20 protein-coding genes and 1 tRNA gene are annotated in these 25182 nt (G+C 34.5%); 6 read left to right on the top strand and 15 right to left on the bottom strand.

From position 1 onward, the window contains the following. Positions 1-7 precede the first annotated feature (7 nt). Together VHP32_12690 and VHP32_12685 are read right to left on the bottom strand one after the other, a co-directional pair. Positions 8-850: a universal stress protein gene (locus VHP32_12690; GenBank protein HEX2788745.1), complete on the bottom strand. Its 843-nt coding sequence runs from the start codon at positions 848-850 to the stop codon at positions 8-10. 96 nt (positions 851-946) lie between these two features. Next, positions 947-3097 (bottom strand): YCF48-related protein, encoded by a 2151-nt coding sequence (locus VHP32_12685; protein ID HEX2788744.1) that lies wholly within the window; start codon positions 3095-3097, stop codon positions 947-949. 172 nt (positions 3098-3269) lie between these two features. On the opposite strand from VHP32_12685, the gene VHP32_12680 reads away from it, so the two are divergent. Together VHP32_12680 and VHP32_12675 are read left to right on the top strand one after the other, a co-directional pair. Continuing rightward, positions 3270-3791: a hypothetical protein gene (locus VHP32_12680; protein HEX2788743.1), complete on the top strand. Its 522-nt coding sequence runs from the start codon at positions 3270-3272 to the stop codon at positions 3789-3791. Further along, on the top strand, positions 3788-4723 hold the full coding sequence (locus tag VHP32_12675) for a sensor histidine kinase (protein ID HEX2788742.1): 936 nt from the start codon (positions 3788-3790) through the stop codon (positions 4721-4723). The genes VHP32_12680 and VHP32_12675 overlap by 4 nt, the downstream gene beginning before the upstream one ends. On the opposite strand, the gene VHP32_12670 is transcribed toward VHP32_12675, so the two are convergent. The 3 genes from VHP32_12670 to VHP32_12660 are packed head-to-tail and all read right to left on the bottom strand — an operon-like array spanning position 4715 to position 8005. Next, a complete protein-coding gene (locus tag VHP32_12670) occupies positions 4715-5428 on the bottom strand; it encodes a hypothetical protein (GenBank protein HEX2788741.1) in 714 nt (237 codons plus the stop codon). The two genes, VHP32_12675 and VHP32_12670, sit on opposite strands and share 9 nt — an antisense overlap. Next, positions 5425-6783, bottom strand: coding sequence for a cytochrome P450 (locus tag VHP32_12665; GenBank protein ID HEX2788740.1), 1359 nt, complete (start codon positions 6781-6783; stop codon positions 5425-5427). The genes VHP32_12670 and VHP32_12665 overlap by 4 nt, the downstream gene beginning before the upstream one ends. A gap of 1 nt (position 6784) precedes the next feature. Beyond that, positions 6785-8005 carry an MFS transporter gene (locus VHP32_12660; protein ID HEX2788739.1) on the bottom strand — a complete coding sequence of 407 codons (1221 nt, stop codon included), beginning with the start codon at positions 8003-8005 and terminating at the stop codon, positions 6785-6787. Positions 8006-8137: 132 nt separating this feature from the next. On the opposite strand from VHP32_12660, the gene VHP32_12655 reads away from it, so the two are divergent. After that, positions 8138-10510 (top strand): DUF5916 domain-containing protein, encoded by a 2373-nt coding sequence (locus tag VHP32_12655; protein ID HEX2788738.1) that lies wholly within the window; start codon positions 8138-8140, stop codon positions 10508-10510. 128 nt (positions 10511-10638) lie between these two features. Here VHP32_12655 and VHP32_12650 read toward each other — a convergent pair whose 3' ends face one another. From VHP32_12650 to VHP32_12635, 4 genes are all read right to left on the bottom strand, one after another. After that, complete coding sequence (locus VHP32_12650; protein HEX2788737.1) at positions 10639-10836, bottom strand: DUF2007 domain-containing protein; 198 nt, start codon at positions 10834-10836, stop codon at positions 10639-10641. Between the two features lie 33 nt (positions 10837-10869). Beyond that, the gene (locus tag VHP32_12645; GenBank protein HEX2788736.1) at positions 10870-11532 is read right to left on the bottom strand and encodes a phosphatase PAP2-related protein; all 663 of its coding nucleotides are present in this window, start codon (positions 11530-11532) and stop codon (positions 10870-10872) included. Then, positions 11532-13463, bottom strand: coding sequence for a tetratricopeptide repeat-containing sensor histidine kinase (locus VHP32_12640; GenBank protein HEX2788735.1), 1932 nt, complete (start codon positions 13461-13463; stop codon positions 11532-11534). The genes VHP32_12645 and VHP32_12640 overlap by 1 nt, the downstream gene beginning before the upstream one ends. A 73-nt stretch (positions 13464-13536) precedes the next feature. Further along, a tRNA-Thr gene (locus tag VHP32_12635) sits at positions 13537-13609 on the bottom strand. 165 nt (positions 13610-13774) lie between these two features. Here VHP32_12635 and VHP32_12630 point away from each other — a divergent pair. After that, positions 13775-14215, top strand: a complete 441-nt coding sequence (locus VHP32_12630; protein HEX2788734.1) for a DinB family protein — start codon at positions 13775-13777, stop codon at positions 14213-14215. 68 nt (positions 14216-14283) lie between these two features. Here VHP32_12630 and VHP32_12625 read toward each other — a convergent pair whose 3' ends face one another. From VHP32_12625 to VHP32_12615, 3 genes are all read right to left on the bottom strand, one after another. Beyond that, positions 14284-14700, bottom strand: coding sequence for a heavy-metal-associated domain-containing protein (locus tag VHP32_12625; protein HEX2788733.1), 417 nt, complete (start codon positions 14698-14700; stop codon positions 14284-14286). A 23-nt stretch (positions 14701-14723) separates the two neighbouring features. Next, entirely contained in the window at positions 14724-17081 is a 2358-nt protein-coding gene (locus tag VHP32_12620; GenBank protein HEX2788732.1) for a LysM peptidoglycan-binding domain-containing protein, read from the bottom strand. A 254-nt stretch (positions 17082-17335) separates the two neighbouring features. Continuing rightward, a complete protein-coding gene (locus tag VHP32_12615) occupies positions 17336-17689 on the bottom strand; it encodes a hypothetical protein (GenBank protein ID HEX2788731.1) in 354 nt (117 codons plus the stop codon). Positions 17690-17899: 210 nt separating this feature from the next. On the opposite strand from VHP32_12615, the gene VHP32_12610 reads away from it, so the two are divergent. Continuing rightward, positions 17900-18883: an RluA family pseudouridine synthase gene (locus tag VHP32_12610; GenBank protein ID HEX2788730.1), complete on the top strand. Its 984-nt coding sequence runs from the start codon at positions 17900-17902 to the stop codon at positions 18881-18883. 70 nt (positions 18884-18953) lie between these two features. On the opposite strand, the gene VHP32_12605 is transcribed toward VHP32_12610, so the two are convergent. Both VHP32_12605 and pepT read right to left on the bottom strand, forming a co-directional pair. Further along, positions 18954-19580 (bottom strand): hypothetical protein, encoded by a 627-nt coding sequence (locus VHP32_12605; GenBank protein ID HEX2788729.1) that lies wholly within the window; start codon positions 19578-19580, stop codon positions 18954-18956. Positions 19581-19662: 82 nt separating this feature from the next. Continuing rightward, the gene (pepT, locus tag VHP32_12600; GenBank protein HEX2788728.1) at positions 19663-20904 is read right to left on the bottom strand and encodes a peptidase T; all 1242 of its coding nucleotides are present in this window, start codon (positions 20902-20904) and stop codon (positions 19663-19665) included. Between the two features lie 60 nt (positions 20905-20964). Here pepT and VHP32_12595 point away from each other — a divergent pair, with 60 nt between their 5' ends. Further along, the gene (locus tag VHP32_12595) at positions 20965-22785 is read left to right on the top strand and encodes a hypothetical protein (protein ID HEX2788727.1); all 1821 of its coding nucleotides are present in this window, start codon (positions 20965-20967) and stop codon (positions 22783-22785) included. A 75-nt stretch (positions 22786-22860) separates the two neighbouring features. Here VHP32_12595 and VHP32_12590 read toward each other — a convergent pair whose 3' ends face one another. Continuing rightward, positions 22861-25050 carry a ComEC/Rec2 family competence protein gene (locus VHP32_12590; GenBank protein HEX2788726.1) on the bottom strand — a complete coding sequence of 730 codons (2190 nt, stop codon included), beginning with the start codon at positions 25048-25050 and terminating at the stop codon, positions 22861-22863. Between the last annotated feature and the right edge of the window lie 132 nt (positions 25051-25182).

The raw sequence follows: 25182 nt of genomic DNA, 5'->3' as shown, positions 1-25182 counted from the left end.
CGGCAGGTTATTTAATGTGTAAAGCATAAAGAGGAATTTGAGAATGATAAACCATTTCCTTTGTTAAGCTTCTTTTGAAAATTTTCTCGAAGAAATTTCTTTTGTGAATTGCCATTACAAGAATGTCAACAGGGTGAGAGTTTATATAATCTTCAATACCTTTTTCCACATCGGTTCCGTCAGTATACTGAAGAGTTATTTTATCATAACCGATTTCTTTTTTGAGCCCGTCAAATATTGTATCTTTTTCATTCTGAAGAGGTTTATCATCTTCATCACAAACGTGAAGGTAAGTCAATTGAGCATCAAACAACTGAAGAAAGTCTTTTAATTGCATAACTTCTTTTGTGTCATCATCAGTTAAGTTGGAAGCATAAACAACATTCTGAATATTTTTAAAATTTGCCTTTGCAGGAACAGCAAGGACAGGGCATTTAACTTTTTCAAGAACTGATGCGGTATTGCTTCCGAGAATTTTATCAAGCAATCCGCTTTCACCGGTTGTACCCATTACTATCAAATCAATATTATTTTCTTCACAAAATACTTCTATTTCATCGCTCACCAATCCCTGCTTATAAACAACGCTGACGTCAAGATTTTTACCATTTGAATACTTTTGGGATACAAATTCCTTACTCAATGAATCAAGATTTTCCTTTGCAAATTTCTGAGCTTCGTTCATAGTTTCCATAACCAATTCCGCAGGCATATTTGGGTCATAAATGGTTACATTATATACATTTAAGAGATAAACCTGTGCCCCCGAGCGTTTTGCAATTTCTATTGCATAACTCTTTGAGTTTAAAGAAGCCTCTGAAAAATCCGTTGGAAATAGTATTTTTTTCATAATTTTGAGTATGTATTAAAATAAACATATATATAGAAAGATTAAATCTAATATTTGGGGATGAAAAAGAGGATGGAAAAGACTATTAAATGAAAATTATTTTATCAAAAGCATTTTTTTGGTATAAACTGATTCTCCTGCAATTAGTTGATAAAAATATACACAACTGGCAAAATTTGAGCCGTCAAATATTGCTTCATAAACTCCGGAATTTCTAAATTCATTATTTATTAATCTTGTCATTTCTCTTCCAAGCAAATCGTAAACTATTAGAGTGACATATCCTGATTTCGGAATTTCAAAATTAATCTTTGTGGTAGGGTTAAACGGATTGGGGTAATTTTGATGAAGGGAATAGTGATATGTCGTGTTGCTATGTGAATTAGTATTTATGAAAACAGAAGTATTTGAATCAGTACTTTTTATTATTCCATTTTCACCAACAAATATTGCATTCCCGCCATAACTTGAAATTCCCCATAACCAACCAGCATCATAATGTAAACCTGTAGGTTCTAGATTCCAATTTAAACCGCCATTTGTAGTTTTTAATAAAACTGTAGATAAATGCCCAACTATATAGCCTGTTTTTTCATTTGTAAATGTTAAATCGTTCAGAATACTTCCTGTGTTTAATTGTATAGTTTCCCAATTTATACTACCATTAGTTGTTCTATAAATAGGACCATATGGATCAAGAATAAATCCCGTATTTTCATTTAAAAAATAAATATTATTCCCTGCAAATCCCGATTGTTCTGTCCATTGCATGCCTGAATTTGTTGTTTTGTAAATAATTGAAGGAGAAGCCAGAATATATCCGGTTGATTTATTTGCAAAAGTAATACTCACATAATCTCTATTATTTTGTATTACTTGAGTCCAATTAGTACCCCCATTGGTAGTTTTTGAAAATACCCCATTACTTCCAATTAAAAAAGCATCATTTTCGTTAATCATATAAATAGACTTAAAAGAAGCGCTATCATTACTTATTATAATGTTCCAATTAGAACCACCATTTGTAGTTTTTAAAATGTGAGTATGAGTCAATGCCATACCCGTGTTTTCATTTACAAAATGTATTCCGCATACAGTGCTTGGAGTTCCTAGCCTATTATCTGATAATCCGCTTTCCTGTTTAAACCAGGAACTTCCTCCGTTTGTTGTTTTAACAATTACACCATCAACTCCACCTACATAAAAAATTTTATCTGAAAAACAATATGAAGTAATTAATCTAGTAGAGGTGATACTGTTTAACTTACTAATCCAATTTAAACCTGAATTTGTAGATTTATATATTGCACCTAAATGTCCGGTTGCTATTAAAGTAGTCGAATCCATATAACAAAAATCATCTATAGCAATGCTTACAAATTGCCAATTATTACCTGAATTTGTTGTAAACAAAATTCCTCGGGTATTATCCGATTTCACAATTCCAATTCTTTCATTATAAAACAATATTTTTTTCAAATCATACTCAGAATTCAGACCAGTATTTAGTGTAACCCAAGTGTTACCTGAATTGGTTGTTTTAGATACTACACCTCCTCGTCCTGAAATAAATCCTGTTTGAGAATTTACAAAATGAATATTATTCCAATAAGAAGATGGAATAGATGCGCTAACATAAGACCAATTTAATCCACCATTAGAAGTTTGCATTATACCTTGTGTATATCCTATAAATGCATCCCGTTTTCCTAAACACTTTATTACGTTTTCATTTAAAAAAGCAATATCATAAAGATAAGTTATTTGTGGGCTCGTAAAAGCTGCAAATAAAAACCAATTATTGCCTCCACTGGTAGTCTTATAAATTGAATAATTTCCATCTAAAAATAATCCAATATCATTATTAATAAATTTTATTGATCTTATATTATTTCCGTTTTCAAATACAACATACCAATTGTTACCGCCATTAGTAGTTTTTAATAATTTATTGTCATCTCTAAATAAAAATCCTGTTTCACCATTTATAAAAGTTACATTTTTAGTAGTTAGGACATTATTAACATTTTTATTAATCCATTTTTCTCCGGAATTTGTTGTTTCAATGTAAGCACCACCTCCACCAACAGCAATTGCTTTGGTTTCATTTAATGATGCAATAGAAAATAATTGATTGCCTTGAGGACGTGGATTTTGCCAATACCAGCCGGCTTGGGCATAAGCAGATTTGTTCGGTGAGAGAAATAATGATAAAAAAATAAGAAAATATATGGCTTTTCTTACCATTTCTTTTTGGCGATTAATTTAAACTTAAATATAATAGTCATATTTGTCAATGTTAAATTTTCAAAAACCTGAATCTTTTAGTTTAATTTTAATAAAATTAGTTTTATTTTGAATTACCTCTCAAAGCTTTTATGGGGATATACACAAATACTTACACACAGTCCATAATCTAATGAGCGATTCTTTATCGGAGTTTTCCGAAAAATTCAGCTGGTATAAAAAAATTGCCGACAAGCGTATCTATGAGCTTTCGGCTGACAGAAAAGTCATTGCTTCATTAATCTGGACAAAAGATAACGGCACGCTTGCGGAGGGGAGCTCGGCAGAAGGCAAATGGACATTTAAGAGAAGCGGTTTTTTCAGACCGGTTGTTACTATAAGGAAATTGAATGATGAAAAAAATTTTGCAGTGCTTAAATTCAGTTGGGCAGGTGAGTCCGAGCTTTCACTTTCAAACGGTAAAAAATATTTTCTAAAAAATTTGAATCTCTGGCGCGGCGAGTGGGGATTTATCGACGAAAAAGAAAACATTGTTTTGCAAACTGTCCCGAATTATAATAAGCGCGGTGCTGACGGGTTTGTGTATTTTAACTATAAAAGTGTTCCTAAAGAAGAATTATACTTGCTTATACTTTTAAATTGGTATATTATTGTTTCATACTCAGAAGAAGAAACAATATTATCTGCTAAATGAAACTTCCTGCCTATTTAAGAATTTCACTTGTGTATTTAATTTTTGGCGTTCTCTGGATCTTTTTTTCCGATACATTATTGTTCGCAATAATATCTGACCAGGAGACGATTAAAGAGCTGCAGATTTTCAAGGGCTGGGTTTTTATACTTCTGACAAGCGCTACATTATATTTCCTTATGAAAAGTTATTCAATTAAACGCGATCAGCTTGAATATGATTTGCGTGAAACGGAAAAACAGATTAAGGAAACGAACAAAAAACTTGTTGCGCTGACTGAGAATTTATATTTAGTCAGGGAAGAAGAACGATTGAATATTTCTATGGAGATTCACGATGAGCTTGGACAGCAGCTGACTGCTTTGAAAATGGGGATTTCTGCATTCGGAAGCATGATTAACAAAAACAGCGACAAGATGGATGAGAAAACATATTATGAATATAAAGCAGAGCTTGCCGATATGCTTAAGCTGAGCGACGAATCAATTAAAACCATTCGAAAAATTTCATCACACTTAAGAACTGAAGTACTTGAGAAGCTCGGATTGTTTGATGCGATAAGGTCTCACGCTGAAGATTTTGAAAAGAAATTCGGAATACCTGTAAAACTCGAAATGGATTATGAGGATGAAGCACGCAGATATGATAAGAAAAAAGAAATTGTTGTTTTCAGGGTTTTGCAGGAATCATTGACCAACATTGCGCGTCATGCTAAAGCAACAGAGGTGAAAATCTATCTGCTTGAAGAAAATAACATGTTAAATCTTGTAGTATCTGATAACGGTGTAGGATTTTTTATGAATGAAAGCAAAGAGTTCAACAGTCTCGGGATAATGGGAATTAAAGAAAGGGCGCGGCTGGTAAATGCTGGCTTAGAAATTGTCTCAAACCCCGGAAAGGGAACTATTGTTACTCTTTCAGTTCCTTTAAATTGAAGTTAATAATTTTGTTTTAAACTCTTCAACGAATTTTACTGCAGGCAAACCATCAAGTATGTTATGGTCAAGCATTGCGGAATACCTCAACCAGATTTTCCCATCTTCATTTAGTATAGAGCCGATTGCGAAAGTAAATGTGTGTATGCTGTCGGTTATCCCCTGTAAAGGTGAATCACCCATGTTATGAAGCGTCGTTATTGCTGTAGTGCCGAAATATTTTTTTATAAGCTCAGGTCTTCTGCTTACATAATGCCAGTATTTATTTCTCAGCCACAGAGGAAGTTTATAAAACCACATTGCATTTTTATCAAGGAGCTCAGAAACAGGTTTGCGTTTTGCAATGCTAATTTCATTATCGAAATCTTCGATACTCTTACTATGAGCATTTCGGATTATGTAAAATAACGGGATTATCTCACCTTCGATTCTTCTCACGACTGTAATTGCAACATCAACTTCATCAAACTCAATAACATTTTTTTGTTTTTCCCAATAAGTATTTATTGGATTTTTATTATCAGCAACAGTTCTGCTGTAGCAATATAAAAGATAAGGATAAAGCGGAATCTTTTTTTGTTCGAGCTTTGAAATGCACTCAGTCACGTCGAGCTTGCCAAAAATATAAGCATTATTTTTTCGTTTGCCGAGCGTAATCAAATCCTGAATTGCGTAACGAAGGATATTTATCTTTTTTTTCTTCACTTTTTACGATGAACTTTCAGAAATATTCCGTCTTTTGGTTTTAATGTAATGGAAGATGACAGCTCGACTTCTTTCTGATGCGCAAGCTTGAAATCATAATGTCTCATGATTTTTATAATCGAGATTAACAATTCCATCCATGCAAAATTATCCCCGAGACAAACCCGCGGTCCAGCTCCGAAAGGTATGTAAGCATACTTAGCAACTAGCTTTCTCTCGTCGTTTAACCAGCGCTCCGGACGGCACTTCAAAGGTTCGTTGTAAAATCTTTTATCTCTGTGAATAATAAAAGGGAATAATAAAACCGTCGAATTTTTTTTGAAAATATAATTATTTAAAATCAAATCTTCAGTTGGATTTCTCGAAATTGCCCACACAGGAGGGTACAACCTCAATGTCTCAGCAATAAGACATCGTGTATAAATCAATTTATCTAAATCAGAATATTTTATCTCTTCACTAAGAGAATTTATTTCTTCAAAAACTTTTTCTTTGATGTCGTGATGCTTTGCAAGAAGATAAAATGTCCACGCTAAAATTTTTGAGCTTGTATCAGATGCTGCTATATATAGAGTAATCACCTCATTGTAAATCGCAACCTCATCCATTTTATACCCTGAATTTGTCTTTGCATGAATCAGAGCATCAAGCAAATCCTCTTTTCGTTTATGCGATTGAATTCTCTCTTTAATTATTTTTTTTAACTGTGCATCAAATTTCTTTTTAATTTTTTTGAAACGGATTGATTCGGGAATAGGCAGTTTAAGTGATATGTCAGGAGCAATAAGAAGCAGAGGACTTGCATTATAGAACAGCTTGTTTAAATATTGTCCGATTGTAATTAATTCTTCATAACAATCATCCGAGAAAATACTTTGAAGAATCATCTCAACAAATAAATCACCCGATTCTTCATGTATCTCAATGTGTTTCCCTTGTGCAATTTTTTTATCCCATTTGCTAAACATATCATCGATGCTCACGATAACATTATTCATATACTTTGACACGCTGTTCTTTTGAAAAAAAGGTGCCATCATCTTACGGTGTGTGTCGTGAACTTCGCCTTCGCTTGAAATTAGTCCTGTTCCTAAAATTATTTTTAATCTCTGAACCGAAGTGCCTTTCAGGAATTTATCGGGATGTTTTACAAGAATCTTTTCAACTAAATCCACATCGCTGATTAAATACATGTGATGCTTCATAGCTTTAAAGTGAACCGCATCACCGTATTTTTTATGCAGGTCTATTAAATAATCTAAGATTTTAAAATAAAAACTGTAGCTTGCATTCGCTCCGAAGAAACTCTCTTCAGGTCCGGGAGGGAATATATATTTTGTTTCTTGTTTTGTCAAATTACAATTTTAATTTTCTCAATTTTGGCGAGCCCGCCGCTATTACAACAACTACAATTAATGTCATAACAGAATTAAAAACAACCGAAGGGACCGTTCCCATAAGCTTTGCCATCAAGCCGGATTCAAATGCTCCTATTTCATTTGATGAACCCACAAAAATTGAATCCACTGAAGAAACACGTCCTTTCATGTTATCAGGTGTTTTTAATTGTATAATCAACGACCTGATAACAACACTCACTGCATCAAATGCTCCGCTGAGAGCTAATGCAAATAACGATAAATAAAAACTTTTTGAAATGCCGAATATCATCATACTAAGTCCGAATAAAAACACCGTTACAAGCAAATTTCTTCCTGCGTTTTTCGTTAATGGACGACGTGTCATATATATAGCCATCATTACTGCGCCGACTGCCGGAGCTGCCCGCAATGCCCCAAGTCCTTCAGGTCCGACAAGTAAAATTTCTCCCGCATATATCGGAAGAATTGCAACCGCTCCGCCGAACAGCACGGCGAATAAATCGAGCGAAATTGCCCCGAGAATTATTTTATTCTTAAAAACAAATTTAACACCTGCAGTTAAACTGTCTTTCAAGCTTTCTTCTTCATTGAAATCAGGAACAGGCTTACTTTTAATCATCATAAGAAAACCAATTGAAGCAAAAGTGAGCAAAGCATCGACTGCATAAGCAGCTGTAACACCTGCGAATCCGTAAATCAGCCCTCCGAGTGCGGGACCGACAACCATTCCGAATTGCCAGTTAGACGTATTCCATGAAATTGCATTCGGATATATTTCTCTCGGAACAATCTGCGCAAGGAAAGCAAAGTTAGCGGGACTCAGATAACCCCGCGCAATACCGCTCAAAAAAATCACACTATATATAAGAACAAGACGGTTATCTGCAAGAAGCGAGCTTATGTTTGTTGAAATAAATAAAAGCGATACAGAACAGAAAATCATTCCGAGAGAAGCCCAGAAAATTATTTTTTTCCGGTCGTTTCTGTCAACAACGTGCCCGGCATAAAGAGAAATCAAAATTGACGGAATCGCCTCTGCAAGCCCGATTAATCCAAGCGAAAACGGGTCTTTGGTAATTTCATAAACCTGCCATCCGACAATCACCGCCTGCATTTGTGTTGCAAGCACCATAGATAAACGTGTCAGAAGAAAAAACTTAAATTCCTTAATCTTAAGCGCAGAAACTTTTTCCATTTGCTTTGCAAAATATTCTATTTATAAATCAAATTCAGCGTATAAACCCTATGAATTATAAAGTTATGAAACTTGTTTATGAATTATATCGTAATTAAATTCAATTACCGGATAATTTCTATAATTTAAAGAGTGAAACCCCTCATACTTGCAAAGTTAATTTTGTTCGCGGCATTGCTGTTTTCCTCCGTTGGCTTCTCACAGGAGTCAGGAAGCATAGACAGCACAAGAAGCACCGATGGAGAAAAAGTACAGAAGACTGTTAACATTTCAAGTGATACTTCAAGTATAAAAGAATCTGAATTTAAACCTAACATTACCCCCGAACTTCATATCAACAAAATTCCGAATAACTCCATTACGATTGATGGAAAAATTATCGAGGAAATCTGGAAAGAAGCATCCGTTGCGGATAACTTCACTGAAATAAATCCCGGAGATAACGTGAAGCCCGAAGTCGATACAAAAGTATATGTCGCTTATGACGACGATGCGATTTATTTCGCATACATTTGTTATGATGACATGTCAACTGTTCGCGGAAGCATGTGTGACAGGGATTTTATGTATCAGGATGACTGGGTCGGACCGTTCATCGATACATACAACGATGAAAAACAGGCGTTTGAATTTTATGTGAACCCTCAGGGCATACAAGGGGATTTATTCTGGACAGTGAACAACGAAGATTCAAGTCCTGATTATATTTATGAATCCGAAACTCAAAGATATAATGACAGGTGGACAGCTGAGATTCGCATTCCTTTTAAGTCATTAAAATTTCCTGATACGGAAGAACAAACCTGGCGTGTGCATTTGCTTCGCAACCGCGTGCGCGGCGCAAGGCAGAGAATTTATTGGGCATCTGTATCGCGTGATAACCCCAATTTTCTCGGGCAGGCAGGAATTTTCAAAGGCATAAAAAATATTAAACGCGGAAAAAATCTTGAGATAATGCCTTACATAGCCGGAAATCAAACGAGCGCGGTTAATAATTCTCAGGTTCCTGTTCTTGAACATGATAAGGTAAATCTTAATATCGGTGGAACACTTAAATATGGAATTTCATCAACAACAACTTTAGATTTTACGTATAACCCGGACTTCAGCCAGATTGAAGCTGATGCTCAGATAATAGATGCTAATAATCCATTCGCATTATTTCTTCAGGAAAAGCGACCGTTCTTTTTGGAAGGGTCTTCGGTTTTTAATGTGCCGGGAAATATTGTTTATACAAGAGCAATAAACAATCCGCTGTTTGCAAGCAAGATAACCGGGAGAATCGGGAAGTATGAGTTCGGTTATATGAACGCGTATGACCATAACACAACTTTTCTTGTTCCACTTGAAGAAAAAACCTATATCGTTCCTTCTAATAGAAAGTCGCTTTCAAATATATTGAGAGTAAAGTATGATTTAGGCAATGAAAGCTTTGTGGGAATGATTTATTCGGACAGGGAATTTACAAAAGACAGCACAAAATCTTTTGACTTCAGCGGATATAATAGAATAATCGGAATTAACTGGCGTTATGCCTTCGCAAGCAATTATCTTGTAATAGGACAAGCGCTTGGATATTCAACAAAAGAGCTTAACGATACTGCGTTATTTAATGAGCAGGATAAGTTTGGAAATAATAATCAATATACTGCTGCATTCAACGGTGAGAGCTATAATGGTCTTGGAGGATTTCTTGCATTCAGCAGGCGCGCAAGAAACTGGTGGTTTTATAATGAAGCCTCATACTCTCCTCCGGTTGCGCGGAAAGATAACGGATTCATAAGCCGCAACAACATTATGGATTTTTATTTCGAGCAGGGGTACAGCATTTATCCTGAAGGCAAAGTTGTCAATGACTTTACGCCGAACTTCTGGGGCTATATGAGATGGGATACAAAAGGTGCACCGCGGGAGCAATTTTTGCAATTGCAAACTACAGTAGCATTTGCAAATGGAATTTATATTTATCCTGCATATCTTGCTGTTAACAATGAAGTTTATGGAGGAATAAATCACAGGAACGTTAACCGCTGGAGAATCGGTTCGGATATAAATTCATTCAAGCTTATACGCGGCGGATTTAATTATGAAAAAGGTAAATACATAGTGAGGCAGGATAATCCATACGTGGGGAATGGACAAATTTTGAATTTTTGGTTCACGTTTCTCCCAATTGACAGAATAAGAATGGATTTTGAATACAGTTATGAAGATGTATCACAGAACGGAAACGATGCGAGAGAATATGCAGGTTATGTTATGAACAATAAAGTTACTTATCAGATTGATAAGCATTTTGCATGCAGATTGGTTACGCAATACAATAGTTTTTCAAACAGTTTTAACTTTGACCCGCTTGTAAGCTACAAGTGGAATCCCTTCACGGTACTATATGTCGGTTCGACTCACAGCTTCGAGGAGTTCAGCGGCGCAAACAACCATAACTTCTACAAAGAATCCTACCGCCAGATATTTTTGAAGTTCCAGTATTTATGGAGCTTGTAAAAATGCGAGATGTCAGACGTAGGCGTGATACGTGAGATGTGAGATGTGAGATATAAGATGTGAAAAGAAATATAATTCAATTAAGTGAAGTCATTCCCGCGAAGGCGGGAATCCCAGTCTGGAAAATATTATTTTATCTCTCTCAAAACCTCTCTCGCTTTCTCGGCGTCTTCTTCGAGGACTTTAATCATAATATTGTTACTGCCATTTTCGAGGTTCACTAAAAACTCTCCCGTGACCATATGTCTTATATTGTTTTCATCTAAAATCTGTTTGCAGATTTGTATTATAGCGATATTATCCGATGTAAAAACGGTTACAAGCATAATTTTGTTTTATGTAAAATTACAAAATTTAAATTATTTTACACCATAGATTTTTTTAGCCAGCGCATACACTCCAAAAGCAAAAAACGGAGCTGCAAAGACATCGATTGTATAATGAGCTTTTTGCAGAATAACACACATGGCAACTATAATTAAGCTCACCAATAAAAAATATTTAAAATATTTATCGGCTTTAAGCTTTATGTCATTGTTCGAAAAATTTGGAGCATTAAAAGCCAGCAAAGTAATCAACGTGAGCGTCGAAGTATGTCCCGAGAAGAACAAATCTTTCATCACGGGCTGACCTGTTCCTAAAAGAAAAACCAAAGGGTCATTGAATTCAATTGCTCCAGCAGGAACATCAAGAGGGGTAACATACATCGTAAATAATCTCGTCCACACTAAAAATGTATATGAAGTGACTGCCATCATGAGCAGTTTAGGTCTGAAAGAAGCATATATAAGAAAAGAAATCAGGGAGATATAGATAAATGCGAAAGCTATGGTGTCGAGATTAACAGCATTGAAAAATTCAAGAATAGGGTCATTCAGTTGAACGGTATAATTACGATTCTCATTAAAAACTAAGAACTGCGTAAAAATATTTAAACTGGCAAACAGAAAAAGAAAATTGAAAATGAAAATAAAAACATTTTTCTTTGCAGAAAAAAACTCTTTCCAGTTTTTAATCCACATCAGGTCGATTTTTTGATGGTTATTATAAACTCAGCGCCTTTGCCTTTCTCGCTGTTAAGGTTAATATCAGCGTTAATGACATCACAAAGTTTTTTTACGATTGATAAGCCAAGTCCTGAAGAGGATTCACCTCCGGTAGGTCTTGCTGAAAGCTTTGCGTATTTTTTGAAAACTTTTTCTTTATCTTCTTTTGAAAACCCGGGTCCTTCATCCTTGATGGAAATTGATATATGCAGTTCATCAGACACGAGAGTAACTTGAATCTTCTTGTCACACGGAGAAAACTTAATGGCATTTGATAAAATGTTATCCAGTATCTGATGCAGAATAAAAGAATCCATATTCAAAGTAACCAATTCGGCAGGCTTATTATAAATCAGTGCTATGCGTTTCTGTTCGGATTTAAAATGATATAAATTTATTACTTCTTCTATAATCTCGTTTAGGTCGATTTTTTTGAAATTCGGATTTATTGTCCCGCTGCTCAAACTTCGGTCACTTAAGATATTCTCAATGATTTCAAGCATTTGCTTTGAGCTTTCGATTACGTAATCAAGATTTTCAAGCGATTCGGAATCGAGAACTTTTTCATTGTCTTCTTTTAATAATTGAGAAAGTCCTATCACGTTATTAAGTGGATTTCTTAAATCGTGTGTCGCAATGCTTATAAACTCATTTTTCTCTGACAGTAAAATGTTAAGCTGGTTATTTTTATCTTCGAGCTGTTTATTAATTGCGGTAAGTTCAAGATTTTTTTGCTTTGCGAACTCTGCCTCCGCCTGAAGGTTGTCAATTTGATGAACCGTTTCTAAATGCTCGAGCTGTGCTTTCACATTATCGACATATATCTTATTCTGCAGCTCCATATACTTTCTGAAATACTCAAGCGCAGTTTTATGAGAATTCATATGCGTATGAAGGTCGCCTAAATTATAATAGAGGTTTCTGAGCTTGTCAGTGTATTCATTTTTTATGGAAATATCTTCAACGATTTTATAAGATTCTTCAGCTTTCTTATGTCTTCCTTCTTCTTTATGGATGTTGCCGAGATTCATTATTGCATTGGCATAATTGGAATAATCATTCTGTCTCAAAAATATTTCCGCTGCTTCCTCAAATGCAGCCAGAGCGTTAACTGTTTCGCCCTGCTCTCGTTTCATCGCAGCTATGTTGTTCAAAAGCCGCGCGTGGGTATTTATATCATTTAATTCATTACTGATTGCAATTGCCTGATTGTAATATTCAAGAGATTCATCGAACCTCTTCATAAAACTTAATATTAAAGCGATATTTGCAAGAAGCGTCATTTTAGTCCGTGTGCTTTTAACCGAATCAATGTCCTTCAGGACATCCATTCTGATTTTTAAAGCTTCTTCAAAATTCTGAAGCTTCAAATGAACAACAGCAAGATTATCATAAGTTTTTATTAATGCTTCTTCATCGTTTAACCTTTTGAAAATTGAAATAGATTTCTGATAGTGTTCAAACGCCTTGCCATATTCAGCAATCTCTTTGAACATTGTTGCTATGTTGGAGTGCAGGTGAGCAATCTCGAAATCATTTTTATTCTTAGTCTGAATTTCAAGCGCCCTGTAGTATTTTTTCAGTCCTTCTTTTGTGCTTCCTGTTTTGTAATCAATCTGTCCGAGGTATCTAAGCGTGGTAGCAATATTGTGCTCATCATTGATATTTGTAAAATAATTCAATGCAGTTTCAAATTGTTCACGAGATTTTTCCAATTCTTCTTTCAAGAAATGAGAATACCCCGAAATTATTAAATGGAGAAATTTCCCTTTTTCGTAATTTATTTCTTCGGAAAGTTTTTTTGCCTCATCAGCAAGCTGAAGCGCGCGGGTGTTTTCGTCGTGTTTTATTTTTTCCGCTTCGTAATAGAGGGAATTGATTCTTAAGATTGTCTCGGAATTATCCACTAATTAGAAATTTAAACTTAGAGTTAAATTTAAATAACAAAGGAGATTAATCATCAGACTAATCTCCTTTTTGAGCTGGTGAAGGGACTTGAACCCCCGACCTGCTGATTACAAGTCAGCTGCTCTACCAACTGAGCTACACCAGCATAATTTATTCAGATTATTAAAATAAGCAATTTTTTATTTTATTAAAATCATAAAATAAATGATTTTTAGATGAAATTAATTGTAAGCAGGTTAAATAACGACAAATTTGAATCTTTAATTAATTGCTTGCGTAAATTTACATCAGTATATTCACCAAAAATATTATGAGCAATAATATTGAACTTGAAACAATTTATAATTTAAATCACGGAGTTATACATACTAATCTCAAAGGAATTACACAGGAAGAAAGCATTAAACCATCCGGGGAGGGCGGAACATCGATTAACTGGATTCTCGGACATCTTATTTTGACCCGTGACAGTATTTTTCAAATTCTCGGTGTTGATAAAATGTTTCCTGAAAGTCTTAAACCCATTTATTCGAGAGGCACAAAAAATGTTACAGCAGAAAATGCAGAAAAGCTTGAAACTCTTTTGCAGCTTCTCGATAAAACTCAGGAAGTTTTGAAGTCCGAAATAGAAATGTCTCTTGATGAAGAAAAAAGAAAAAATGTTGCATTCTTCGGATTTCATGAGTCATATCACGCGGGTCAGTTGGGAATTATGAGACGAGTGATTGGTAAAGAGGGAAGTATTAAGTAGCAAAAATTAAAAAGGCAAAAGTAAAAAACCTTTTGCCTTTGGAAACTCATTAAGTATTTTTCGTAATTTTAATGCATTGCAGGTTCTTTCTGGTCTTTGGGAAGCTTGCAGCAATCATCAAGATTTTGATATGCTACAGGGTCTGCTTTAACGCCGTTTGCATCATAACCTGCCTTGGCAATTAACTCTTCGACCTTTCCCGCAGAAGTTAAGTTCTTGTCAATCTCAACATCAGCTTTCAGATTTTTTATATCAACAGTCGTCTTAACTATGCCCGGCTGATTTTTCAAAGCAGTTTCAATATTTTTTTTACAGGTTCTGCACTGAACAGTCGGAAGCGATATGGTTATGACTTCAGTTGAAGCTGTCTGCTGTGTGTTTGAATTATTTGACGAGTTGTCAGATGTATTTTGTGAATTCTTATTGCATGAAATAATTATTCCAGAAATAAGAAAAAATAATAAATATAATTTTAATGCTTTCATTTCTTTATAAATTTAATTAACTGCTACTTGCGTTTGCGCGTTTTCTTTGGCTTAGTAGTAGTCGTTTTCTTTTTAGTAGTTGTTTTTCCTTCAGATACTATGAGTGTCTGTCCTATAAGAATAACATCGCCATCTTCAATTTCATTCCATTCAACTAAATCGTTAATGCTGATATTGAATTTATCGGCAATCATTGCAAGATTATCGCCTTTTTCTACAGTATAGGTTTTTTGTTTTTTTGATTTTTCGTTTGATTTGCTTGACTTATCGGTTTCTTCATTGTTAGCAACTTTTTTATCGGAATAAATTGTCAGCTTTTGTCCGACCATAATCATGTCACTTTCCAAATTATTCCATTCCATTATGTCGTCGATTGAAACTCCATATTTACCTGCTATTACTGAAAGATAATCGCCTTCTTCAACTGTGTATGATTGCGATTTTCCTGTATTCTTTTTTGTTTCTTTAACCGTTTCTTTCTTTGTATCGGTTTTTTTAGTTTCTTTCGGGGTAGAAGTACTAATTTCTTTTACATCAGCATCCTTCTTTGTGTTTGTCTTAGTATCCGTTTTGACAAAGTCTTCTTTTTTCTTTTCAGTTTTTAAAGGTTCTTCTTTCTTAGTATCTTTTTTTGTGGTCTCTTTTTTAGTTTCAGTCTTTTTGTTGCTTGTGTTGTCTTTCTTGGTCGTAGTTGAATTTTTATTTCCGGTATTGTTCTTACTATTTACCAAATCTTTAAAGAAAGAACCGTTATCGTTTGAGCTGACTTCTGAGTTTGTTTCAGTGTTTTGGGTCAGATTAACATTCTCAATGTTGGTATTATCAAGGCTTCCTTTATCACCTGATGATGTAATGATAATAAGCTGTTGTCCTTTTTTAGGATATTTTCCATAGCCAAGCTTGTTCCAGATTCTTATGTCAGTAGGTCGGACTCTGTGCTTAATTGCAATACTGCTGAGCTTATCGCTTTCAAGAACAACGTAAGTTTGTTTAGCTGTTGCATTGAATGACGCAATCTTTCTTGTGTCAAGAGGGAAGTAACCTTTTACTTTAAATTTTGTTGCTGCGACCTGTCCGAAATTAAATTTTTCATTTCCGGCAAACTCAGGTGAACTCATGCCGTTTTTTTCAAAGCTTGCTTTTTTATAGTTCTCTGCAAAGGTTTTGTATGTATTATGAGGAATTCTTATTTGATATGCCTGGTCATATACAGGCGTAACATCATTTGTAAGCTCGGGATTTAATTCTCTTATAGTCTCAATATCAGAACCTGTCATCTCCACAATCTGGTCAAATGTAAGTGAAGCTTTTATATTCACTCGGTCATAAGAAATCGGCTTACCCATCTCAAGGTCGGTAAATCCGTAAACTTCAGGGTTTCTATAAATAAACGAAAGCGCAAGGATTGATGGAACATAATTTTTTGTTTCTCCGGGCAGATAATTCCGCATCTCCCAGAAATCCCTTGAACCGCTTTTTCTTATTGCGCTGTTGACTCTTCCCGGTCCTGCATTGTAGGCAGCGAATGCAAGATACCAGTCATCGAAAGTATTGTATAAATCTATCAGGTGGCGTGCGGCAGCATCGGTTGATTTTTCAAAATCCCTTCTGTCATCGCGGTGTTCATCCTGATAAAGTCCATAAGAATATCCTGTTGCAGGCATAAACTGCCATAAGCCAACTGCTCCAGCGCGTGAGACAATTGTCGGATTTAATCCTGATTCCTGTACAGATAAATAGATTAATTCCTCAGGCGCGCCGTAATGCTTTAAAATCTTCCTCATTATCGGGAACAACTTGCCTGAACGGTACATTGTTTTGTCGATGAAATTTTTTCCGCGTTCTGTCTTGCTAAAGAAATCTATGTATTCTTCGACGACACTGTTTTTTATTAACGGTAAATCTTTTCCGTCGGGAAGCGGCTCTATGCCGTCATCAACTTGTGTTACTTCATTAATTTTTTCATAATCTATTGAAAGTTTTTTTGCGAATTTAAATACCTGGCTGTTTTCAGGAATGTTTGATTGCGTGCTGAGATAATCCTGAACAATGCTCACAGCGAGCTCATTGTAATCATTCTTCCAGCTTAAATTGCCCGGAGCATCCAAAACTTTATTATCAACATCGCTTAACATTTTCAAAGCATTATCGAATGCGCTTCGCGATTCATTATCCTGAAAGCTTTCATTATAACTTAATGCTTTTTCGTAGAGAAGAAATGCTTTATCAAGGCGGGTGTAAACTTCAATTGAGTCCTGAATTCTTCCGGCATTCGGGTCAACTTCACTACTGCCCGAACATCCGTTTAATAAAGTTAATGCTACAGCAAGGTAGAATAAACTGTAAAAAAAACTTTTATAAGACATAAAAATTTTTTTCATAATTTACTTAATTTGATTTAAAAAATGTCTTTTTATGAAAGACTTGTCCTTAGAAATTAAGGTTAATTTAAGGTTTTTTAGCAAAAATAGCAAGTAAAATTTTCATTGTAACATATTTTAAATTAAAGCAATTAATAACTTTCATTTAAGTATCACTTCAAAAGAAAAAGCCCCGCTCAATTTCTTGAGAAGGGGCTTTCATTGGAGGATACTCTAAGATGAGGGTTGAGTATCTTTGGAAAAAACTCTTAGATTTAGTTTTTGTATGTAATTGTGTAGTTGAATTTCGTTCCTGCGTATTCTTTTCCTGTCCACAAATTCAGTTCGTTTAGCTGTTTTTCAACATTGGCTTTAAGCGACTCATTTAATCCGGTAATGTTTGAAAAACTTAGCTTACCGTTTTCTTCAACGCTAACTAAAACTGAAACGTTCCCTTTTAAGTTTTTATCGCGATAGTTTAAAAGCGGATTAGTAAGTTTGGTTTTAATTTCGTTTACCAATTGGTAATTTAAGTCTTTTACTGCAAATTTTGTTTCGGCATTTGCACTTGTTGACATCACAACAAAGCATAACACTGCCATTAAAAACACGTATTTTAATGTTTTCATTATTAAAAAATCTCCCTTTTTGGTTTTATCTTGTTGTTGGAATTTTCGGAAGTAACAAGAAATGTTAATTATTTATGTATTCGTATAATTCTAAAAAAAGTTACACCTTTACAATTTCTTAACAAAGAAAATTTCCGTTAAAATTTGTGATAATTCGTGGCTGTTTTCTGAATTTGTTTTACGTTTTACGTTTTACATTTTATTTTCTCGATGGAAAAAAATTATCAATTCACGGTTCCTGATATAAAAACGCGTCAACGTATTGATAAATATATTGTCAACTTCGTTGAAAACGCCTCACGCACAAAGCTTCAAAAAATTATCAATCTCGGCAACGTTACCGTCAACGGTGAGATTATAAAATCAAATTACATTGTAAAGCCGGGCGATGAAATCGAAGTCGAGATGCCCGTTCCCGATAAGCAGGACGTTCTGCCTGAGAATATTCCTCTCGATATAATTTATGAAGATGAGTATTTAATGATTGTGAATAAGCCCGCAGGAATGGTAACGCATCCCGCATATAAAAATTACAGCGGTACGCTCGTGAATGCGATAATGTACTACGCTGAACAAAAGCACGATAAGCTTTCAAACCTCGGAGGATTTGAGCGCGCGGGAATTGTTCATCGTCTCGATAAAGATACTTCTGGGATTCTGGTAATAGCAAAAGATGAAGTTACTCATAGAAAATTATCAGAACAATTTTTTAAGCACTCGATTGAAAGAGAATATAATTCTATTATATGGGGACATTTGAAAAAGAAGTCAGGAACAATTAATGAAAAGCTCGGACGAGATAAACGTGATAGAAAAAAAGTTGCAGTGTATAAATCAGATGATGATGCAGGCAAAATTGCGATTACCGATTACGAAGTAATCGAAGAATATGATTTTTTATCTTTGGTGAAATTAAAGTTGCAAACAGGCAGGACTCATCAAATCAGAGTTCATCTTGCTCATCTTGCTCATCCTGTATTTGGTGATGAGACTTACGGTGGAACAGAACCGCATTCGGTTCAGGTAACAGCAAAGATGAAAGCAACGGTAAAAAATTTACTGGAGATTATGCCGAGACAGGCACTACATGCGAGAGTGTTAGGCTTCATCCATCCTCACACAAACCGGTACATGAAATTTGAAACCGATTTGCCTGAGGATATGAAAAAGCTGATTGCGAAGGTTAAGAGATAAATTATTTAGTACGACAGGCATTCCTGCTTGTCGGGACAGAAAAGAATGTCCGTCCTACTAACAATTGGAATTACTTACCCATAAAATATCCGGTGATGCCACCAATAACTGCGCCGCTTATTGTTCCGAGAATCAATCCTTTTGTAGAGCCATTCTGACTTACAGGACCTCCATCATTCGTTCCGGTTAAATTGCCGACACCGAATCCCAAAAGTCCGCCGCCGACAGCTCCGACTCCCACTCCAATCATTGAACTTTCAAACTTGGAAAGCTGTCCGTTTGCTTCAACATTGTTATACAAACGGTCATAGTAATAATCATCATAATAATTATCATAATATCCGAATCTATAATCCCTGTCTCTTCTTCCGTAGCTTGGATAAGAATACTTTTTGTAATTACGACGATATCCATATCTGCGCCAGTAATAATCATCGTACAACGAATATCTTCTGTAACGATGCCTATGATTATCATAACCAGGCGCTTCACTGCTGTTATTGTTTTTATTGTCTATGCCAGGACCTCTGTCATCTGAATTTCTATCTTGTGAACCTCTATCAGAACCTTTGTCTTGCGAACTTTGCTCACTGCTGTTTGTGGTTCCGTTGCTATTTGAACTTTTCTGCGCAAATACATTTCCTGAAGCAAACGAAATCGCAACTATTGCGAATAAAACAACAAATATATTTTTCATAACTTTATAAAATGTTTACTTATTTGACTATAATACTTAAACATTGGTTTAATCAAATAGTTTCTTATTTTTAGCGCAAAAATCATCCCTTTTCATACCAAATTTGGCATAAATTTATGATTACATCGACGGCTTTTTGCATATCCTGAGTTGATGTCCATTCAAGCTTTGAGTGAAAAGCATGTTCACCCGCAAAGATATTTGGGCAGGGAAGTCCCATGTAAGATAATCGCGAGCCGTCGGTACCGCCGCGAACAGCGTTTAACTTAGGTTCGAGTCCTGCCATTCGCACAGCTTCAATCGCATATTCAATAAGCTTAGGATGCTCATCTAAAATCTTTTTAAAATTTCTATATTGTTCTTTTACCGTGAACTCATATTTGGCGCGTTTGTATTTTGCAAAAACTTCTTTCGTGATTGCAAGCAGTAAATTTTCTTTATCCTTTAAACCTTCATCGTCAAAATCACGGATGATGAATTTCAAAATCGAAACGTCATTGCCTCCGTCAAAATGTATTGGATGAATAAACCCGTCCTTGCCGTCAGTTGTCTCCGGTGAGAGCATAATTTTCGGCAGACCAGAAATTATTTCAGCTCCTATTTTTATTGCGCCTTCCATTTTATCTTTTGCAAATCCGGGATGAGTATTAAAGCCGTTTATTTTAATCGTAACTTCATCGGCTGAGAAAGTTTCATCTTCGATGCTCCCAACAGACTCACCATCCATCGTATAAGCATAGTCTGCTCCGAGCTTTTTCAAATCAACTTTATCGACTCCGCGTCCGATTTCCTCATCGGGCGTAAACAAAATTTTTATCGTTCCGTGTTTTATGTCAGGATTTTTTATGAGATTATAAACAGCATCCATAATTTCGGCAACGCCGGATTTATTGTCCGCTCCCAGAAGCGTTGTTCCGTCTGAGGTTATTATATCGTTGCCGATTTGATTGTCTAATTCGGGATTATCTTCGGGGGATAAAACCTGAGAAGCATCACCCGGCAAAACTATGTCTCCGCCCCGGTAATTCTTGTGAATTACGGGCTTTACATTTGCCCCGCTCATTTCAGGAGAAGTGTCCATATGTGAGCAAAAACAAATTACGGGAACTTTCCTATCCCCATTTGAAGTAAGAGTTCCATAGACGTATCCATATTCATCTAACTCAGCGTCTTTAATACCCATTTCTTTAAGTTCTTTGACCAGCACTTTGCCAAGATTTTTTTGCTTCTCGGTTGACGGATAAGTAGGCGACTCGGGGTCTGATTGAGTATCAATCCGGACGTATCTTAAAAATCTTTCCGTGCAGGTATATTCTTTATTCATAAAATTGTTTGCGTTTTATTTCTTAAAAAATACAAGTATTTTAACTAAAAAATCATCCAAATGAACATAAAATTACTTTTTTTATTTTTAAATTTAGTATTTTTTGCTTCTTTATCAGCTCAGAATGTAACCGAGAAAAAAATATTTCATCTCGATTACAAAGGTAATCCCGACCCCTACAATCTTATACTTGATTCCGTTACAGGTAAATATATTTATATGTATTATTATGAAGAGCAATCAAAAAATTTTCTGATTGCCGATGGTTCTGTTTCAGAGCAATTTGATTTCATAAGCATTTCCGATACAAAGTTTGACAAGCAGGGAAATTTTTTCACAACAGCCGGAAATTATAATTCCGATTACGGCATCGATAATTATTTTTTAATCATAAACAATAAGAATGTTAAGAATTATGATTACATAGATTCTTATTCATCCTATGTTAATGAACAGGGACAGTATGTTTTTATTTTCAAAGAGTTTGGATTCTTCAAGTTCGGTTATATAAATGCTAATGGTGATATGACCCAATCAGAAAGTTTCGATAACATAAAACCGATTCAAAAGACTTATCCTTATGTTGCGCCGGGTGACCCTCAGCCGAATTACAATGATATGTTTTTCACTGATGCTCAGGGAAGAAGGGGGTTTGTGGTTATCAAAGATGGCAAAGCAGGATTTTGGTTTGGCGACCAGCAGATGGGGATGACGGATTATTCAGATATAAATGAAAGCAGTGTTGTTTATGATAATAATGGAAATCTAGCTTACGTGGCAAAGACCACCGGAAAATTTTACGATTATGATAATCCCGGAATAGGCGAGTTCGTTGTAGCTAACAATACACAATACGGTACATTTAAAACAATAATTACTCCGATTGTATTTACATCGGATAATAAACCTGTTTATGTGGTTTCAGATTCTATTGATATGTACATTTATAAATATTATCCGGTCATCGGAAGTGAAAGACAGACTCCGATGGCGAACGGAACTGCCATTGACGGCTTTACAGGTTATATTTACGATTTAAGGATCGATGCTTCAGGCGATATAAAATATAGTGCAACTTCAGTTTATCCTGCTACAATATCTCCGATGGAAACCGAATATGGATATGATTATATGACTTATGATGTTACAAATAATAATGCCCTTGAACTTGGTGTCGGCATAGGGCAGTTCAAAAAAACTTCTTCAGGCGGTTATCTTTATTCTGCTGTTGATCAGTCAACATATAAACCTGAAAAGAAAAAATATTATATAATGGAATATTCAAACGGAGCAGTTACAAAATATTCCAACTCAACTTATAATTACCTGCTTGATTATGGCTATTCACCTGATGGACAATTTTATTACATAATGGATAAGTACGGCGAGTATCAGGATTCATATGCACCTTTGCTGAACAGAACAATTGTGAATGTTAATAATAAAAATTATGAATGCCAGAGTGTTTCATATTTTGGTGATGCAATGACTACAGGTTATATTTGTTTCGGCAAAAACGGCGACTATGCTTTTGCGGAAAATAAACTATTGGATACAGTAACATATACGAATGTCAGCTATGTAATGACAAATAATGGCAAGCTTCCTTTTGCAACAACTATTTCGACCGATGCAAAAGGTTATAATTATATTACTAATATGTTTTATTCAACAAACGGTAAATTGCTTTATGTAGGTTCCTTGTATGGCAATAATCCTGAATCAAGTTACTCAGAAAATGAAATTGTTATTGATAGTAAGCCGACAGGACAGGTTTATGGGATGCTTAGCTTCCTGAATTATGATAAAGAATCAAATACAGTTTCATTTCTCGGGCAGAGAGGAAAGGATATTTACCAGGTTTCTATAGATTTGAACTAAATTAAAATTACTTTGATATATTAAAAAGAGCCGTTTAATTTTATTAAACGGCTTTTCTTTTTTTGACTGATTCATCTAATTTCTCCAATCATAGAATTTCATTTCCCCATCATTCATTTTTAAAACTACTGCTCCTGTTTCATTAAGATTTATAAAACTTGTATTTTCCTCAATACTTAATTTACCATTCAATTTATTATTCGAAGTAAAATAAATATCGCTTTGCACTAAGTCATATGAAAACAAAGAATCATTTTTGGAGATATATGTAATATTATCAGTCAACAAATCTTTGTATGAAACAAAAAAATATTTCGTTGAAGCAGGATTAATGCTATTTAAATAAAGAATATTTTCATTCCGGTATTTTATTATGGCTGAAGCATTATTTATTTCACCTTGTGCAGGAGACAGCATATATATTTTCAAATCATCAGAAAGATTATAAATTGTACCGACAGATAAAGAATTGGGTTTATTCACATTAATAAAAATGTTTGAATTACCGTTTTCTGATTTTTTCAGATAGGGAATAACAACTCTATCAAAGCTATTTTTATCTTTATCCGAATATAGTATTAGATTTTTAGTATCTGCATTGACCACAACAGCATCGTCATTTTTGGCATCGAGAAACGTTATTGATTCTGTTTTATTAAAATTATAATTACTTAAAAATATTCCTGCGCACAAAATTACCGTAACCGACAAACGAAACACAAAATTTTCTTTTCTCATTGTTGCAAGCAAAATCAATATTATGTAAGTAAATATTAAATTTACAATATTGAATTTATAAAACTCGATGAAAGCGAATTTTAACGATGACAGCCAATCAATAATGAAAGATAAAATATTCATTGCGAAATTATTCGTATACGAAATAATGTTCGATAAATAATCCGAAAATAAACTGACAAGAATCTGTAAAAATCCTGTTGCAAGCACAAAATTTGAAACAGGAACTGCAATGATATTGGCAGCAATTGAAACAATTGAGATTTTTCCGAAATATGATGCGCTGACGGGAATTGTCCCTATGATTGCAGCAGTCGAAATGACTATTAACAAAAACAACCACCTGAATAAAAAATTGTTTGTGAACCTGTATTTGAAAATTTTATTTTCAACCTGTCTGAAAACGGTTTCATAAATGAATACCATTGAGATTAAAGAAACAAAAGATAAAATAAACCCTGCATCAAAAAGCTGCTTAGAATCATAAACCAGAATTACTATTGCGGATACTGCAACGATATTATAAAATACAATCTTCTTTTCAATGAGATATGCAATAATGAACAATATTCCCATAGTTGTTGCACGGACAATTGATGGAGTTGCGCCTGTGAACAAACAATATAAAATTAAAAGAGGAATTGTTGTAACTAAAATATAATTTTTAGGGAGACGCAAAATTGACAGACATAAAGTTATGAGTAAAATGACATATGCCACGTTTAAACCTGAAACGGCAATTATATGCATTATGCCCGTATCAATAAAACTTGTTTTCATCTCATCGGATATGCCGGTTCTGTTGCCGGTTATTAAACCTTTTATGAACCCTCTGTTATCACCTTTATAATTTTTATCGAGTATTTGTTCTGAATAATTTCTGGCGGGATTAATGATTTTGGAAAAAATAAAACTTCCTCTGTTATGGTCAAGAACTTTTACGTTATCGAAACTTGAAAGTGTCAATGTTTTATATATGTCATGCATATATAAATATTTTCTGTAATTGAACTCAAAAGGATTTGACGGCGGCTTTGGTGACGAAAATTTTCCCGTTAACTCCACATAATCGCCAATCTGAAGCTGCGGCATTGGTTGCTCTTCTTTTGAAAATTTATTTTTCCATAATGTTGCAAGTATGTTGCCCGTAATTTTAATGCTGTCATTTTCTGAAATAAGATAGGCACTTTCAAATATAAATCTTACGTTGTCATCAAGATATTGAGGATAATCAGCGATGGTTCCTCTGAATGTATATTCAAAATTTTTTGAATCGGGAATTTCGTGAAGAGTAGTTTTAGAAAATTGATGGAAGTCTAAATTAGCTTTGAATATTCCAAATAGAAAAATCAAAACAAAAATATAAATCTGATTTTTAGTTGCAACATTCAAAATGATTAAAAGAACTAACAATATAAATAAAACAAAAATATTGAATTGAAGTGATGAGCCAATTAAAATTCCGATAATTAATGCGATGCAGAATTTTAAAGCAGGAACTGTTTCGAGCCACTTCTCAAATTTCATAAACAAAAAATAGTAAAATTATATATTTTTAGCACTTGACTTTTATATTTTTATATTGCAATATTGTAGTAAATGATTGAACTAACAAAATTTCAAATAAATATAAACATCAGAAGATAGTATAAGAAGTTC

Source organism: Ignavibacteria bacterium (assembly GCA_036262055.1).
GTDB lineage: Bacteria > Bacteroidota > Ignavibacteria > Tepidaquicellales > Tepidaquicellaceae > DATAJP01.
Note: the sequence above shows the minus strand (reverse complement) of the source record. Positions and strands in the feature narration are given on the sequence as shown.